The 14,162-nt window shown below is 63.7% G+C and carries 9 protein-coding genes and 1 pseudogene; 3 read left to right on the top strand and 7 right to left on the bottom strand.

Features of this window, described 5'->3' with window-relative positions:
• Window positions 1-141: 141 nt before the first annotated feature.
• Window positions 142-2,601: a UvrD-helicase domain-containing protein gene (locus ACTJKT_RS26665; protein WP_440789183.1), complete on the bottom strand. Its 2,460-nt coding sequence runs from the start codon at window positions 2,599-2,601 to the stop codon at window positions 142-144.
• 294 nt (window positions 2,602-2,895) lie between these two features.
• Between ACTJKT_RS26665 and ACTJKT_RS26660 the strand changes: the two genes are divergently transcribed.
• On the top strand, window positions 2,896-3,591 hold the full coding sequence (locus tag ACTJKT_RS26660) for a pirin family protein (RefSeq protein WP_440789182.1): 696 nt from the start codon (window positions 2,896-2,898) through the stop codon (window positions 3,589-3,591).
• Between the two features lie 206 nt (window positions 3,592-3,797).
• On the opposite strand, the gene pgm is transcribed toward ACTJKT_RS26660, so the two are convergent.
• The gene (pgm, locus tag ACTJKT_RS26655; protein WP_440789181.1) at window positions 3,798-5,441 is read right to left on the bottom strand and encodes a phosphoglucomutase (alpha-D-glucose-1,6-bisphosphate-dependent); all 1,644 of its coding nucleotides are present in this window, start codon (window positions 5,439-5,441) and stop codon (window positions 3,798-3,800) included.
• 229 nt (window positions 5,442-5,670) lie between these two features.
• A complete protein-coding gene (locus tag ACTJKT_RS26650; protein ID WP_440789180.1) occupies window positions 5,671-6,693 on the bottom strand; it encodes a zinc-dependent alcohol dehydrogenase family protein in 1,023 nt (340 codons plus the stop codon).
• Between the two features lie 269 nt (window positions 6,694-6,962).
• Between ACTJKT_RS26650 and ACTJKT_RS26645 the strand changes: the two genes are divergently transcribed.
• Window positions 6,963-7,877, top strand: coding sequence for a LysR family transcriptional regulator (locus ACTJKT_RS26645; protein ID WP_097303695.1), 915 nt, complete (start codon window positions 6,963-6,965; stop codon window positions 7,875-7,877).
• 212 nt (window positions 7,878-8,089) lie between these two features.
• On the opposite strand, the gene ACTJKT_RS26640 is transcribed toward ACTJKT_RS26645, so the two are convergent.
• The 3 genes from ACTJKT_RS26640 to ACTJKT_RS26630 are packed head-to-tail and all read right to left on the bottom strand — an operon-like array spanning window position 8,090 to window position 12,196.
• Window positions 8,090-9,430, bottom strand: a complete 1,341-nt coding sequence (locus tag ACTJKT_RS26640) for an MFS transporter (protein WP_440789179.1) — start codon at window positions 9,428-9,430, stop codon at window positions 8,090-8,092.
• Between the two features lie 43 nt (window positions 9,431-9,473).
• The gene (locus tag ACTJKT_RS26635; protein ID WP_440789178.1) at window positions 9,474-11,015 is read right to left on the bottom strand and encodes a class I adenylate-forming enzyme family protein; all 1,542 of its coding nucleotides are present in this window, start codon (window positions 11,013-11,015) and stop codon (window positions 9,474-9,476) included.
• A gap of 2 nt (window positions 11,016-11,017) precedes the next feature.
• Window positions 11,018-12,196, bottom strand: a complete 1,179-nt coding sequence (locus tag ACTJKT_RS26630; protein ID WP_025808712.1) for an acetyl-CoA acetyltransferase — start codon at window positions 12,194-12,196, stop codon at window positions 11,018-11,020.
• Between the two features lie 149 nt (window positions 12,197-12,345).
• Here ACTJKT_RS26630 and ACTJKT_RS26625 point away from each other — a divergent pair, with 149 nt between their 5' ends.
• Window positions 12,346-12,918 (top strand): LuxR C-terminal-related transcriptional regulator, encoded by a 573-nt coding sequence (locus ACTJKT_RS26625; protein ID WP_063431158.1) that lies wholly within the window; start codon window positions 12,346-12,348, stop codon window positions 12,916-12,918.
• A 226-nt stretch (window positions 12,919-13,144) separates the two neighbouring features.
• Here the strand turns inward: ACTJKT_RS26625 and ACTJKT_RS26620 are convergent.
• A pseudogene (locus ACTJKT_RS26620) lies at window positions 13,145-14,155 on the bottom strand (chitinase); the annotation flags it as partial.
• Window positions 14,156-14,162 lie beyond the last annotated feature (7 nt).

Raw genomic sequence — 14,162 nt, 5'->3', positions numbered from 1 at the left:
ATGTAGGCCCCTACACTCCGCTTCCTCGCCTGTTTTTGCCTTGCCTGACCTTCGCTCGCCGACTTTTCGTACAGACCCTAGGGCGTGTCTTGATCCCAGCCGCCCCAGGTTGACCTCAAGCCCGCCGTTGCGCGGGCTTTTTCATGCCCGCAGATCGGCGAAGAACGGCTTGCCCTGGGGAATCCGGTCCGACGCCTTGGGCGCATTGGCCGCCTGGGTGTCCGGGCTGTCCACATACCAGTAGCAATGTTTCACCGCCCGGGTGATACCGACATAGGCCAGGCGCAAGGTCTCGTCCTTCTGCGCGTTGTCGTAGGGTTCGCTGTCGCCATCCTTGCCCAGCCCGGCCATGCGATAGACCTGGTTCTTGTAGGGCGAACTGGTCAGGTGCTGGCAATCGCCGAGCAGGAACACCGCATCCGCCTGCAAGCCCTTGGAGCTGTGGTAGGTCAGTTGCTTGAGGCGGCGCTCCTCGGCCGGCAACCTAGAATCCACATTAACTATTGGAAAAATATGTTCCTCAATTAATGACTTATCACTACTTTTTCGAAACAACATCAAGATTGAATCGCCGTTGCGATAGTGCTCCGCCAGCCGCGCCGCCAGCCCCTGGTCGTCGCGATCCAGCACATTCACCGGCAGCACTTCCTTGGGTTCGCCACTGGCCTTGGCCTTCTTCCCGGCAATCGCCGGTGCCGCGCGGACGATATGTTCCGCCGCGTCGATGATGTGCTGGTGGCTGCGATAGTTCTCGCTGAGCATCACCCGGCTGGTGGCTGGCGACGGGAATTCCTTGTTGAACTCCATAAAGTACTTCGGCGAACTGCCGCGCCAGCCGTAGATCGACTGCCAGTCGTCCCCTACGCAGAGCAACGACGAGCGCTGCGCCCCACGGCCGACATGCATCGCCGGCCCGCGACTGCGGATCTCGCGCAGGCTGGCGCGAATCCACGAGACGATCTGCGGCGAGACGTCCTGGAATTCGTCGATCATCAGGTGCGACATCGGCCGCAGTCGCTCATCGCTGAGCAGCTTGAAGTTCTCCGGGGTATTCTCGCCGAACAGCGAGAACATGCGGTTGTAGCTCATGATCGGCGGCGACTGGTCGAGCAGATGGTCGTCCAGCGCCCGCCAGAACAGGCTCAGGGCCTCGAAGAAAAACCGGTCCGGGTCGTCCCGGGCAAACACCATCTGGCCCACGGCCACCGATACGTCCAGCCCCAGGTTCTCGATAAACCCGGCGGCGGCGACAAAACAGTCCAGCAACGGCGCCGACGCCAGTTCGCCCTTGACCTTGTAATCAAAGCCCGGCCCGGCACTGGCATCCCCGGCCAGGGACGACAGGACGCGCTTTGCCGACTCATAACTATCCAGCCAAATCATTGGCTTACGACAGAAAGCTTGAAATAGGGTGCGCTTTACCGCCCACTCCGCGCGCACCGAAAGCTTCGACCCGGGACGACTCAGCTGCGGGTTTTCCCGAGGGTCAAACCCCAGCACCACCCAGGCATCCAGCTCGGCGATGTAGCCATGGCAATGGAACTGCGAACCGTTGATCTCCAACGTCTGCCGGTTCGGCTCGATGCCCTTGATCGGCCAGGCCCCGGCGCGAAACCACAGGTCTTCCAGGGTGTCGCACAGCTCTTCGTCGCGCTTGGCGGCCAGCTCGGTCACGGCCATGCGCTTCTGCACATCCGGGTGATCGCGCTCCAGCTCCTTGAGCTGCAAGGCGTGGCGCAGCAGCGGCTTGATCGCCTCGCGGAAACGCCCGTCTCGCTGGTGCAAGGCGTGATAGCAGGCATTCAGTTGCTTGCGCTGGGCGTCGTTGATCCGCAGGTCGAAGGGGTTGCTGTCGACCTCCAGATCCCCCGTCGCCGGGCGATCGCTGAGGTTCTCGAAGGCCTGCAGGCGCTCGAAGCCCGGCAGGCTGCGGACCATCGGCAGGATGCGCGAATGGAAGGTACGCACCAGTTCCCGCGCCTCCTTGAGGCCCAGGGGCCGGCCCCAGAGCGCGAACACCTCCATCAGCTTGTTGATGAAGTCCTTGCGCGACTCGCGGGTGAAGGTCACCACGGTCATCGAGTCGAGCTCGAAGCCCAGGTAATGATTGAGCAGCAGGATGCGCAGGACCAGGGAGGTCGACTTGCCCGCGCCAGCGCCGGCAATCACCGAGGTCGACGGGGTTTCGCTGAAGATCATCTTCCATTGCGCGCTGCTGGGCTGGGCATGGGCCGGCAGCAGGCGGCCAACGTCGGCCTTGATGCGTTTCTTCAGCTCGGCGCTCAGCGGCAGGCGCCAGTCATCGAACAGATAATCATCGACGCCGGGGGCCGGATGCTCGGTGGAGCGGCTGTCGCGAATCAGCAGCACCTGGCGGCCCTGCTCCAGGCCTTCGGCCTTGCCCTCCTGGTAACCGTACTCCACCCCGGCGGTGTGCCCGCTGCGAAAGCCGTCCGCCTGGCCATGCAACCAGGACGCGCGATGCTGGACGCGCAGGCGACTGAGGCCGTGACCGAAGAACCTGGCCGCCAAGCGCTTGAGCAGCGGCATTTCGGCCAGGGGCAAGAGTTCGGGAGGAAGATCGGGACTGTGTTGCGGCACGCTGACTCCAGGCATGAGGCGGTATGGACGGCATGGGAACAAGGGCGCCTATGGTCGCCTCATTCGCCGCTGACTTCTAGTGAAATGCTTACAGGTCATTCACTTAAGCCATGAATTGAATGTTTGAAAGCAGAAGAAAGGCCACAAAATATATCTACTTATTAGATCGGATCACGGCATTTTTTGCGCTTTTTATCGATGCTTTGCTGAAGGATGATGAGCGCCATCAACCCACCGGTCTCGTTCTGCGGCCCGACCAAGGCGCCCCATGACGAACCCTGACAGGAGAGGATCATGCTGGAACTCAGACCCTTCAAATCCCTGGGCGGCGCCCATCATGGCTGGTTGGATGCCCACCACCACTTTTCGTTCGCCGAGTACCACGACCCCAAACGCATGAACTGGGGCAACCTGCGCGTGTGGAACGACGACGTGATCGCCCCCGGCACCGGTTTCCCGCAGCACCCGCACCGCGACATGGAGATCATCACTTACGTCCGTGAAGGTGCGATCACCCACCAGGACAACCTGGGCAATAAGGGCCGCACCGAGGCTGGTGACGTGCAGGTGATGAGCGCCGGTACCGGGATCGCCCACAGCGAATACAACCTGGAAGCCGGCGCAACCAAGATCTTCCAGATCTGGATCATCCCCAACGAGGCCGGTTCCGCGCCGTCCTGGGGCGCCAAGCCGTTCCCCAAAGGCCAGCGCGAAGGTTTCGTGACCCTGGCCAGCGGCAAAAAAGGCGATGACCAGAGCCTGCGAATCCGGGCCGACGCACGGCTGGTGGCAGCCAACCTGAAGGCCGGCGAGTCCGCCGAGTATTCGCTGGACAACGGGCGTCGGGCCTACCTGGTGCCGGCTACCGGGGTGATTGAAGTCAATGGCTTGCGCGCCGAAGCTCGAGACGGTGTCGCGGTGGAGGATGAGCGCCTGCTGCGGGTCACCGCCCTCGAGGACAGCGAAATCGTCCTGGTGGACCTGGCTTGAGACAGCGAAGAAACGGTCGGCTTTTGTAGGAGCGAAGCTTGCTCGCGATGGGCTGCAAAGCAGCCCTTTGCGTTCTAGCTGAAGATAGTTGTCGCCCAAACGGAAGCCATCGCGGGCAAGCCTCGCTCCTACAGAACACAGCAGCAATAAAAAGGGGCGACCCTTTGGTCGCCCCTTTTTATTGTCTGCCGCGAAACGCCGCTGGATCAGCCGCTGATCGCGCCGTCCACCAGGGTCTGGGCTTCCTGCACCAGTTGCTTCAGGTGATCGTCGCCGATAAAGCTCTCGGCGTAGATCTTGTAGATGTCTTCGGTGCCCGATGGACGCGCCGCGAACCAACCGTTCTCGGTCATGACCTTGAGGCCGCCGATCGCCTGGTCGTTGCCCGGCGCATGGCTGAGGATCTGCTGGATGCTTTCACCAGCCAGCTGGGTCGAGGTCACCTGCTCCGGCGACAGCTTGCTCAGCAGCGCCTTCTGCTGCGGGTTGGCCTTGGCATCGACGCGCACCGAGAACGGCTCGCCCAGGTCGTCGCACAAGGCGCGGTAGGCCTGGCTCGGGTCGCGACCGGTACGGGCGGTCATTTCCGCGGCCAGCAAGGCCGGAATCAGGCCATCCTTGTCGGTGCTCCAGACGCCGCCGTCCTTGCGCAGGAACGAAGCACCAGCGCTCTCTTCGCCGCCAAAGCCGAGGGAGCCGTCGAACAGACCGTCAGCGAACCACTTGAAGCCCACCGGCACTTCGTACAGGCGACGGCCCAGGCGCGCGGTCACGCGGTCGATCAGGCCGCTGCTGACCACGGTCTTGCCCACGGCCGCGTCGGCGCGCCAGTGCGGACGGTTCTGGAACAGGTAGTCGATGGACACCGCCAGGTAATTGTTCGGCGCCAGCAGGCCGCCAGTCGGGGTCACGATACCGTGGCGGTCGTGGTCCGGGTCGCAGCCGAAGGCCACGTCGAAACGATTCTTCAGGCCGATCAGGCCCTGCATCGCATAGCTGGACGACGGGTCCATGCGGATCTGGCCATCCCAGTCCACGGACATGAAACGGAAGGTGGCATCGACTTCCTTGTTGACCACTTCCAGGTCCAGGCGATAGTGCTCGGCAATCGCCGACCAGTAGCGCACCCCTGCTCCGCCCAGCGGATCGACACCCAGGCGCAGCTTGGCGTTGCGGATGGCGTCCAGGTCGATGACGTTGATCAGGTCGGCGACATAGCTGTTGACGTAGTCGTGGCGATGGGTGGTGTCGGCCTTCAGCGCCTGCTCGTAGCTGATGCGCTTCACACCGGCCAGCTTGTTGGCCAGCAGTTCGTTGGCCTTGGCTTCGATCCACTTGGTGATGTGGGTGTCGGCCGGGCCGCCGTTGGTGGGGTTGTACTTGTAGCCGCCGCTTTGTGGCGGGTTGTGCGACGGGGTGATCACGATGCCGTCGGCCAGGCCGCTGGTGCGACCGCGGTTGTAGCAGAGAATCGCATGGGACACCGCCGGCGTCGGGGTGTACTCGTCGCCCGCGGCGATCATCACCGTCACGCCGTTGGCGGCCAGCACTTCCAGGGCGCTGGCGCCGGCCGGGGTGGACAGCGCATGGGTATCGATGCCGACAAACAGCGGGCCATCGATGCCCTGGGACTGGCGATACAGGCAGATCGCCTGACTGATGGCCAGGACGTGCCATTCGTTGAAACTCAGATCGAACGAGCTGCCACGATGCCCCGAGGTGCCGAAGGCGACCCGCTGGGTAGAGATGGCGGCATCGGGCTGGCCGGTGTAGTAGGCCGTTACCAGTCGCGGAAGATCGACCAGCAATTCTGTCGGTGCCGGTTTGCCCGCAAAAGGACTGAGTGTCATGCAAAACCTCGGGAAATGGATGGTTCGGTGAGTGCTGCGCAGTTTACTGGCAGTTTGACCGCAACGCGACGAGATCTATCCGTGGAGGCTTGCACGATAGGCAGGCGCAACCCAGGCCATTGCCGGCAGCTGCGCACAGGCCTCTCGGGATCGAGGCAGAAATTAAAGAAGGGAGTTACCGCGAAGACAGAAACGCCAGAGTCCGCGATGGCGAACCCTGGCGTCAGGATCAGGCCGGTTCGACCTGCAGTGCGACCCGCTCGCGACAAGGACACTCGTCCATATAGCGGTGGGCTTCGACGAACTCGTTGAACCCGAAGACCCGGGTCTTCAGCGGCAACAGCACACGATCCGCCGTCAGCTGGTTGATGTCGCGCAAGGCGCGCTGCAAGGCCACCTGGTCCTGGACGATGCCCAGTTCGGGCTTGCCGGTGAAGTTGCCGATGCAGTGCACGAAGAACTGGATGTTCTTCTGGAACGCCGCGCAGGCCGGGAACGGCGTCTGGTTGCCGCCTTGCAGGCCGTACAGCACCAGGCTACCGCGCGGCGCCAGGACGTCGCCGAGCATCGACATCTGCGGGCCGCCGAGGCCATCGAACACCACGTCGACGCCACGGTTGTCGGTGTATTTGTTGATCTGCATGAGCAGATCCTGCTCTTCGGTGACTATGACCTTCTCGGCACCCAGGGACAGCAGATACTCGCGCTCTTCAGCAGTCTTGGTCGCGGCGATCACCCGTACCCCGAGCGCCTTGCCCAGCTGGACAAAGGACGGACCGGCGCAATGGCTGGCATCGGTGACCAGGGCGAACTGCCCGGGCTTGACCCGCGCCAGGTCGACATAGGCAAAGTAGGCCACTAGCAGCGGCGTGTAATGCACCGCTGCTTCGATCGGGCTGAGCACATCGGGATAGCGGGTCAGCGCCGAGCGTGGCAGGACAATCAGCTCGCCGTAGACCGGATAATCGTTCGGGCTTTCGGCCGGGAAGCTGGCGACCTTGTCGCCAACGGCCAGGTCGTCGACGCCTTCGCCGACCGCAGTCACCACGCCGGCCATCTCATGGCCGAGGCCGGAAGGCAGGCGGGCATGGGAGGACGCCAGGTTCTGGCGCCAGAGTACGTCGTACCAACTGATGCCGATCGCTTCGACACGCACCTGCACTTCGCCTGGCGCAGGCAGAGCGGCCGCATGCTCTTCGCACTTGAGCACCTCGGCCGGACCAAACTTGTGAAAACGGATCGTGCGGGACATCGCAAACCTCGTCAAAGTAACCTCTAATGCCCTGAACTCTATCTGGGCTTTCTGGCCAAGACCATCAGTGGCTATTAATAGTCGACATGCCTGTCATTGATTCCGCGGCACCTGCAACAACGATAAACAGCGTGCCAGAGTGCAGGCTTCCTTACAGGAAAAAACAATTAGCCGGTGCAGAGTAGCAGCCTTTCCCCGTAAGATTCATGCCGGCCATTGTTCTCATATGGTCGCTCTCGTCAAGTTTGCTGACTCTGCCAGGACTCAAGATGAATCGTAATGACCTGCGTCGTGTCGACCTGAACCTGTTGATCGTGTTCGAAACATTGATGCATGAACGCAGTGTGACCCGGGCGGCGGAGAAACTCTTCCTCGGCCAGCCGGCCATCAGTGCGGCGCTGTCGCGCCTGCGCAGCCTGTTCGACGATCCGCTGTTCGTGCGCACCGGGCGCAGCATGGAGCCCTCGGCCCGGGCGGTGGAAATCTTCGCCCTGCTCTCGCCCGCCCTCGACTCGATCTCCACCGCAGTCAGCCGCGCCGCCGAATTCGACCCGGCGACCAGTACCGCGGTGTTCCGTATCGGCCTGTCCGACGACGTCGAATTCGCCCTGCTGCCGATGCTGCTCAAGCGTCTGCGCGCCGAAGCGCCGGGGATCGTGCTGGTGGTGCGCCGCGCCAACTACCTGCTGATGCCGGCCCTGCTGGCCTCCGGCGAGATTTCCATCGGCGTCAGCTACACCCAGGACCTGCCGGCCAACGCCAAGCGCAAGGTGCTGCGCCGCAGCCTGCCCAAGCTGCTGCGGGCCGACACCATGCCCGGCGCCCTGAGCCTCGACGACTTCTGCGCCCGCCCCCACGCCCTGGTGTCGTTCGCCGGCGACCTCAGTGGCTTTATCGATGAAGAGCTGGAAAAACTCGGGCGCAAGCGTCACGTGGTGCTCGCGGTGCCGCAGTTCAACGGCCTGAGCACCCTGCTCACCGGCACCGACATAGTCGCCACCGTGCCGGACTACACCGCCGACGCCCTGACCGCCGCCGGCGGCGTGCGCGCCGAAGACCCGCCCCTGCCGGTGCAGTCCTTCGAACTGCACATGGCCTGGCGCGGCTCCCAGGACAACGACCCGGGCGAACGCTGGTTGCGCTCGCGGATTCAGATGTTCTTCGGGGACCCGGACAGTCTTTGATCCATAAACCGGATCCTCTGCCATAGGTAAAAGCGGCCAGTCCTGACTGGCCGCTCGCGGGACTTTTCTGTTTCCGGGCTGACACCGAGCGTTGCAGCCATGCACTTGTTCGAGCCGCCCGGTGCCATTGCCCACCATTAACCACTACCGGTGTCCTTGCCGAAAGGCCGCGACGCGCGCCAGTCAGTCGGGGCCGGCGCCGACAGGCGGGCTCAAGCTTGCGGATTGACCAGGAGTGGCGCCGCCCCGCTGCCCTGGTGCCGGGCGTCGTGGGTACAGGCGACGAAGTCCTCCTTGCGCAGCACTACCAGGGCCAGCAGCGACGCGACCCCGGTCGCCACGTAGAAGTACCAGGGCGCGGTGATGTCGCCAGTGAGCTTGATCAGCCAGGTGGAAATCAGCGGCGCGCTGCCGCCGAACACCGCCACCGGGACGTTGTAGGCCACGGCGATGCCGGTGGAGCGGATGCGGGTCGGCAGCAGCTCGCTCATCAGGGCGTAGGTCGAGGAGGCGTAGAGCCCGAACAGGATCGCCACGGCCATCAGCGGCCAGAACAAGGTGGCCGGGGTGGCGTTGGGCGCTGCCTTGAAGAACCAGTACATGGCCAGGGTCGCCAGGGTACCGATCACCATCAGGAACGGCTTGCGCCCGTAGCGATCGGTGAAGGCGCCGCCGAAGGGCATGACCACCGCCGCCGAGAGACTGGCGACGAACACATAAAGCAAGGTGGTACCGCTGTCGAACTTGAGGGTGTTGGACATGTAGGTCGAGGCGAAGGTCAGCACCAGGTAGAAGATCGAGCTGTGCAGGGTGATGATGAAGAACACCAGGGCGATCGAGCGCTTCCACTGCCAGACCTCGCGCAGCGGCGCCTTGGAGGTCTGCCCGGCCTGCACCAGGGCCAGGAACTCCGGGCTGTCCTCCAGCTTCAGGCGGATATACAGCGAGATGAAGCCCAGGGGACCTGCGATCAGGAACGGGATCCGCCAGCCCCACTCCTGCATCAGCTCGGCGCCAAGGACCCAGGTCATGCCGTTGGCCACGGCGCCGCCCAGGAGCAGGCCGAGCACGGCGGTGACCATCAGCCAGCAGGTGGCGAACCCCCGACGCCCGGGGCCGGCGTATTCGGAAATGAAGCTGGTGATGGTGCCGATCTCGCCACCGGCGGAGAACCCCTGCACACAGCGGATCAGCACCAGGATCACCGGCGCGGCGATGCCGATGCTGGCGTAGGTCGGCAACAGGCCCAGCAGGCAGGTGGAGCCGGCCATCATCACCAGCACCGTGATCAGGGTCTTGCGTCGGCCGATCTTGTCGGCCAGGGGGCCGAAGAACAGGCCGCCCAGGGGCCGGATGAAGAAGCTCAGGGCAAAGGCCGCGAAGCTCGCCAGCAGGCTGCTGGTGGGATCGTCGGAGACGAAGAAGGCCTTGCCGATGTACAGGGCCAGGAAACCGTAGACGCCATAGTCGTACCACTCGATCAAGTGGCCGGAAGTGGCGCCGATAAAGGCCCGGCGCCGCTGGCGCTGGGAGTTGGAAGGTGACACGCCCATGGTGGGGACTCCTGTCTTGGTGCTATCCATGAAATGCAGCGTTTCAGAGGTTGCTCAAGGGCCCGGTAGGGTCCTGCAACCACTGGCGCAACCGGGTCTTGAGAATCTTGCCGTAGCTGTTTTTCGGCAGCTCGGCGCAAAACAGGTACTTCTTCGGTTTCTTGAACGAGGCCATGCGCGCCAGGAACCAGCGCTCGAGCGCCTGCGCATCGAGGCTGCCGGGCGAACGCAGGACCACGAAGGCCACCACCGACTCGCCCCAATGCGGGTCGGCCTCCCCCACCACGCACGCTTCGAACACCTCGGGGTGGCGGATCAGCACTTCCTCGACTTCCCGCGGGTAGATGTTGCTGCCGCCGGAGATGATCACATCCTTGCTGCGATCGGTCAGGGTCAGGTAGCCCTGCTCATTCAGGAAACCTATGTCGCCGGTGAGCAGCCAGCCGTCCACCAGGGCCTCCCGGGTGGCTTGCGGATTGTCCCAGTAACCCTGCATCACCGCAGCCCCGCGCACGGCGATCACCCCAGGTTCGCCGGTGCCCAGGGGTTGGCCTGCAGCATTCACCACACGCACCTCGACGCAGGCGTGGGCACGCCCGACCGAGGCGGCAATGGCCGGCCAGTCGGCATGCCCGCGGTCGGCAATGGCCTCCCGAGACAGGGCGCTGATGGTCATCGGGCATTCGCCCTGGCCGTAGATCTGCACCAGGCGCGGGCCGAAGGTGTCCAGGGCCTGGGCAAGGTCCGCCAGGTACATCGGGCCGCCGCCGTAGACGATGGTCTTGATCCCTTCGCCGCAATAGCCCTGCTGCCGGGCCTGCTCCACCATGCGCTTGACCATGGTCGGCGCGGCAAACAGGCTGACCTGGCCCAGCGCCTGCGCCAGCTCGAACAGCTCCGCCGCCTGGAACCCCTGGGACGCCGGCACCACGTGCCGGGCGCCGCATCGCACATGGATGAAATTGTACAGGCCGGCGCCGTGAGACATCGGCGCGGCATAGACCACGGCGTCATCAGCGGCCACCGGATCCACGTCCAGCGGATAACACAAGGACATGGCGATCAGGTTGCCATGGGACAGCATCACGCCCTTGGGGCGCCCGGTGGTGCCGGAGGTGTAGAACAGCCAGGCCAGGTCGGCGTCCTCGCGCAGGTGCGGCTCCACCAGTTCATCGCCCGGCACCCGGTCTTGCACGGCCAGCCCGGGCGCGGCCAGTTCGCGGCAGCCGGCCGGCAGGGCCGCGGCGTCGAAACTCTGGCCCTCATCGGTGTAGATCAGCCGGGCCCCGGCATTGCCGGCGATCCAGGCGGCTTCCAGGGCGTGCAGCTTGCTGTTGATCGGAACCGCCACCGCCCCGCTCCACCAGATGGCATACAAGAGTTCGAGATAACCGCAGCTGTTCTTCAGCAGCAACGCCACCCGGTCGCCAGGCACAATGCCGTACTCATAGCGCAGTTGCAGGGCACGGGCCCGGGCCTGCGCGGCAAACGCCTGGTAGTCGGCGACCTGGCGACGTCCCTCGAACAGCGCCGCCCGCCGCGGCCAGCGCTGGGCCGCATCGCGCAGCCAGTGGGCGATGTTCATCCTCAGGCCTTGACCGCTTGCAGGACGCTGGCGTAGTTGGCCACCGCCATGCCGCCCATATTGAACAGCAAGCCGAACTCGGCGCCGGGCACACCCAGGCCGATGGGTTTGCCGATCAGTTGGGCAAAGCCCAGGGCATGCATCGATACCCCGGTGGCCCCCACCGGATGCCCCTTGGCCTTGAGCCCGCCGGACAGGTTCACCGGCAGGCGTCCACCCTGACGCACGGTGCCATCGTCGAGGGCCCGGTGCCCCTCACCCCTGGGCGCCAGGCCCATGGCTTCGTAGATCAGCAGTTCGGCGATGGTGAAGCAGTCGTGCACCTCGGCGAAACTCAGGTCGCCAAGGGTCACGCCGGCCTGGCGCAGGGCCCCGTGGATCGCCCGTTTCGGCCCCTCGAAGGCCAGCACGTCGCGGCGCGACAAGGGCAGGAAGTCGTTCACCTGGGTCATGGCGCGGATCGCCACCTGGCGTCGCATCGAACGAGCGCGCCGCGGCGAGGCCAGGATGATCGCCGCCGCACCGTCACTGATCAGCGAACAGTCGGTCAGGCGCAGTGGCGGTGCGATCAGCGGGTTGCCCTGGGAAACGTTGTTGCAGTGTTCGAAATCCATCACCCGGTGCATCTGCGCCAGGGGGTTGGCCATGGCATTGGCGTGGTTCTTCACCGCGATCATGGCCATCGAGGACAATGGGCTGTGGTAGCGCTCGGCATACTGCTGCGCCACCTGGCCAAAAAGCTGGGCGAAGCTCAGGCCGGCCTCCTGGAGGGCGTTCTGGTAGCCGGCGCCGGCCAGGGCCCGGGTGACTTCGACGGTGCTGTTGCCGGTCATTTTCTCCGCGCCGACCACCAGTACCAGTTCGGCGGCGCCGCTGCGGATCGCGTTGATCCCGGCCTGGATCGCCGCCGAGCCGGAGGCACAGGCGTTCTCGCAGCGAGTGGCAGGCTTGAAGCGCAGTTGCGGGTCGGCCTGGAGCATCAGCGAAGCGGGAAAACCATCCGCTACCAGGCCAGAGTTGAAGTGGCCGAGAAACAGCGCGTCGATTTCTGCGGCATCGATCTCAGCGTCTGCCAGGGCCTCGCGGGTAACCTGGACGATCAGGTCCTCGAGGTTCAGGCCGTCCAGGCGACCGAAAGGACTATGGGCGGCAGCGACGATGGATACGGAATCGTGGGTCATGGTGATTTTCTTCTGTCCTTGAAGCGGGTATTCCATACAATGATTCAGCACCCGAATCAGACGCTAGTTGGGGCAACTACGTACGGCAGTAAGTAGTACCCGCCCCCCAAAAAAAGGGACGCGCCGATCAACCCGAGGCAGGATGCCTGATGACCCCATACGCCCAGCAATTCCAGGACCTCGAGCGCCTGGCCTTCCAGGTTTCCCCCGCACCACAGATGATCACCGGGCATCGCCGGATGCTCGACTGCAACCAGGCCTTCGTTCGCCTGTTCGGCTACGAACGCGAACACTTGCAGGGCCACCTGACCCTCCTGTTGTACCCCTCCCAGGCCGACTACCAGAGCATCGGCGAGCGCAGCGAGCACTGGCTGCGCAACGGGCCTGGCGCCTTCTACTCCGACGAGCGTTTCATGCAGCATCGCAACGGCGAGGTGTTCTGGGCCCGCGCCCACGGTTTTTCCCTGACGGCCGAGGATCCGTTCAAGCTGATGGTCTGGCATTTCGAGCGCCTGGACCGCCAGCCGGCGCCAATGATCCAGTTGACCCCGCGCGAACGGGAGATCTCGCTGCATATCGTCAATGGCCTGACCTGCAAGGAAGTGGCGCGCAAGCTGGGCATTTCCCACCGCACCGTGGAAGTCCACCGCGCCCGGCTGATGAAGAAGCTTCAGGCCAAGAACAGCGCAGAGCTGGTGTCGAAGATCATCTTCATCAGTTGAACGCCTGCGCAAGCCTGTCGCCAGGACCAGCGGATCCGGATAGCCTCTGAAGGCCTCATATGCAAAAAATCCGATGCCTTCCGGCATCGGATTTTCATTGCTTAGCCTCAGCGATCAAGTCAATAGGCTTGACTGTCGAGCATCAGGCACGTCTGCCGGATGTCTCCTCGATCCTGCGCTAGTGGGCGCTCTGCGGGTGGGAGTCCTCCTGCGTCGAGGGGGACAGCTTGCCACCGTTGATCAACGGCCCGTAGCGCCGGCTGAATTCCTGGTTGTAGGGCACGTGGTTCTTGTTGACCCCGCTGTCCCAGTTGACCGACCAGGTCATCAGGCCCTTGATCGACAACCCTTTGGCATAGAGGCGTTTGAACGCATTGGAAACGGCCGTCGGGTTGATCACGTATCCGGTGGCAGCGGCATCGACGTTGGCGGGCAGGCCAATGACGAATTTGTCAGCCGCAATCCTGGTGAAACCGCGAGTGCCACTCACCAGGCTTTCGGTCAGGTAATAGAGGAAGTCCTCTTTCATGGCATCGTTGTTCTGGGCAATCCAGGCCCCCTTGCCGTTGTTGGCCTCCTGAACCCAGAGGCCATCGCCGCCCTGATTGTAGAACTGCGGCGCGATGAAGTCGTAGTAGCCCTCCAGCGCCTTGAGGTAGTCGACGTATCGACCGGCAGTGGTCAGATAGGGGAACTCCGGTGCCATGCTGATGATGAAATGCTTGCCCTCGGCAGCATAGTGGGCCCTGACCAGCTTCAGCGCGGCAGGCAGGACGGTCTTGTTGCTGGCGAAATCAATCGCGCTCTGTTCAAGATCGATGTCCAGCCCGTCAAAGCCGTAGGTTTCCACCAGACGGATGATTTCATTGGCCAGGGGCTGTTCATGGCCCGGGTTCAATGCGATATGAGCGTCAGCGCCCCCCAGGGACATCAGCACCGCCCTGCCCTGGCTGTTCAGCACGCCCACCTGGCGACGAAACTCGGCATCGGACAGGTTGTACGGTTTGAACGTCGGAATGCCGCTGCCTTTCATGAACGCCACGGCCACCACGTTGTAGTCCCGGGGCACATCCTCCAGGTTCATATTGGCAAACTGCCCGCGCTGGTAGCCATCCGCGGGGCCGGCCGGCCAGTTGTGCCAGTAGCCCATGAGGATTTTCTTGCCATCCAGGCTCGGCATCCGCGACGCGGCATCATCCTGCGTCGTTTTCAGTTGGGTAAAGTCAATCTTTGACATGTTCTAA

Origin of the sequence: Pseudomonas sp. 22526 (genome assembly GCF_052044735.1) — a bacterium.
Classification (GTDB): domain Bacteria; phylum Pseudomonadota; class Gammaproteobacteria; order Pseudomonadales; family Pseudomonadaceae; genus Aquipseudomonas; species Aquipseudomonas piscium.
Note: the sequence above shows the minus strand (reverse complement) of the source record. Positions and strands in the feature narration are given on the sequence as shown.